Annotated in this window: 1 protein-coding gene and 2 pseudogenes; 1 reads left to right on the top strand and 2 read right to left on the bottom strand. The window is 71.6% G+C overall.

Going from position 1 to position 1,776, the window contains the following annotated elements; all coding sequences use genetic code 11:
* Positions 1–323: pseudogene (locus ABZY11_RS36300) on the top strand (hypothetical protein); the annotation flags it as partial.
* Positions 324–390: 67 nt separating this feature from the next.
* On the opposite strand, the gene ABZY11_RS36295 reads toward ABZY11_RS36300, so the two are convergent.
* Entirely contained in the window at positions 391–1,533 is a 1,143-nt protein-coding gene (locus ABZY11_RS36295) for an NADH-quinone oxidoreductase subunit D (RefSeq protein ID WP_356483251.1), read from the bottom strand.
* A gap of 60 nt (positions 1,534–1,593) precedes the next feature.
* Positions 1,594–1,776, bottom strand: a pseudogene (locus tag ABZY11_RS36290) (hypothetical protein); the annotation flags it as partial.

Here is a 1,776-nt window from a genome sequence, read left to right as displayed (position 1 = left end):
CCCTGCCCGCGACCCGGCCGTCCGCCGCGCTGCCCCCGGCGCGCACCGCACCCGCCGCCACCGCCGTCGCCCCGTACACGGCGTCCCGCCGCCAGCTGGTGCCGCAGGGCAGCTTCGACTTCTTCGGTACGCAGAAGGCGGCCCGCGCCGCGATCGAGTCCGTGCAGAACGAGGACCTCGCCGACGTGGTGGGCGAGGAGGCGCTGGCCGCGCACCGTACGGGCACGGCCGAGAACCGGGTCGTCGGCGAGGTCATCGACCTGACCGCACACGACGAGACCGAGCGGCTCGACGTGGCGGAGCTGCGCAGCGCGATCTCGTGAACGGATACAGGTAACGGCCGCTGCCCCGGGCCCCGGGGCAGCGGCCGCTACCTGTTTACGAGATCGCCTACTTGTCGATGTCGCCGACGACGAAGAAGAGCGAACCCAGGATCGCCACCATGTCGGCGACCAGCGTGCCCGGCAGCAGCTCGGTGAGCGCCTGGATGTTGTTGTACGAGGCGGAGCGGAGCTTCAGCCGGTACGGGGTCTTCTCGCCCTTGGACACCAGGTAGTAGCCATTGACGCCGAGCGGGTTCTCGGTCCAGGCGTAGGTGTGGCCCTCGGGGGCCTTCAGCACCTTGGGCAGCCGCTGGTTGATCGGGCCGGGAGCCAGGGCGGCCATCCGGTCCAGACACGCGTCCGCGAGGTCCAGGGAGTTGTGCGTCTGTTCCAGCAGGCACTCGAAGCGGGCCAGGCAGTCGCCCTCGGTGCGGGTGACCACCTTCAGGGTGTCCTGGAGCTCCCCGTACGCGAGATACGGCTCGTCGCGCCGCAGATCGAAGTCGACGCCCGAGGCGCGAGCGATCGGCCCGGACACCCCGTACGCGTGCACGGTCCCGGCGGAGAGCACGCCCACGCCGCGGGTGCGGCCCCGGAAGATCTCGTTGCCGAGCACCAGGTCGTCGTAGACGTCCATCCGGGACCGGACCGAGGCGACGGCGTCCCGGGCACGGCCGAGCCACCCGGCCGGGAGGTCCTCCTTGAGGCCGCCGACGCGGTTGAACATGTAGTGCATCCGGCCGCCGGAGACCTCCTCCATCACGGCCTGGAGCTCCTCGCGCTCGCGGAAGGCGTAGAACACCGGGGTGATCCCGCCGAGTTCGAGCGGGTACGAACCGAGGAACATCAGATGGTTCAGCACCCGGTTCAGCTCGGCGAGCAGGGTGCGGGTCCAGACCGCGCGCTCCGGGACCTCCATGCCGAGCATGCGCTCCACGGCCATCACGACGCCCAGCTCGTTGGAGAACGCCGACAGCCAGTCGTGGCGGTTGGCGAGCATCACGATCTGCCGGTAGTCGCGGGCCTCGAACAGCTTCTCCGCGCCGCGGTGCATGTAGCCGATGACCGGCTCGGCGTGCTGGATGCGCTCGCCGTCCAGGACGATGCGCAGTCGGAGCACGCCGTGGGTGGAGGGGTGCTGGGGGCCGATGTTGAGCACCATGTCGGTGCTCTCCGCCGCGCCGCCGATGCCGACCGTCGTCTCCGTCATGCGGCCAGTATCGCGTGAACGCGCCGGGGTTCCGAGCCCAGGGCCTCGGGCGCCCGTCCCTCAGCCCCTGCGCTGCATCAGCCAGCCGAAGTCGCCGAGTCCGCCCCGGGCCGTCAGCTCCGCCGCCTCGCCGGCCGAGGCGAGCGCCCGTACGTAGCCGGCCGGGTCGGCCGACGCCAGGGCCAGGGGCGGACTCGGCGACTTCGGCTGGCTGATGCAGCGCAGGGGCTGAGGGACGGGCGC

Source organism: Streptomyces sp. NPDC006510, assembly GCF_040611955.1.
Lineage (GTDB): Bacteria > Actinomycetota > Actinomycetes > Streptomycetales > Streptomycetaceae > Streptomyces.
Note: the sequence above shows the minus strand (reverse complement) of the source record. Positions and strands in the feature narration are given on the sequence as shown.

What these genes read in the sequence shown, in the direction of transcription:
- ABZY11_RS36295 (WP_356483251.1), bottom strand. Translation starts at nt 1,533, where the DNA reads ATGACGGAGACGACGGTCGGCATCGGCGGCGCGGCGGAGAGCACCGAC.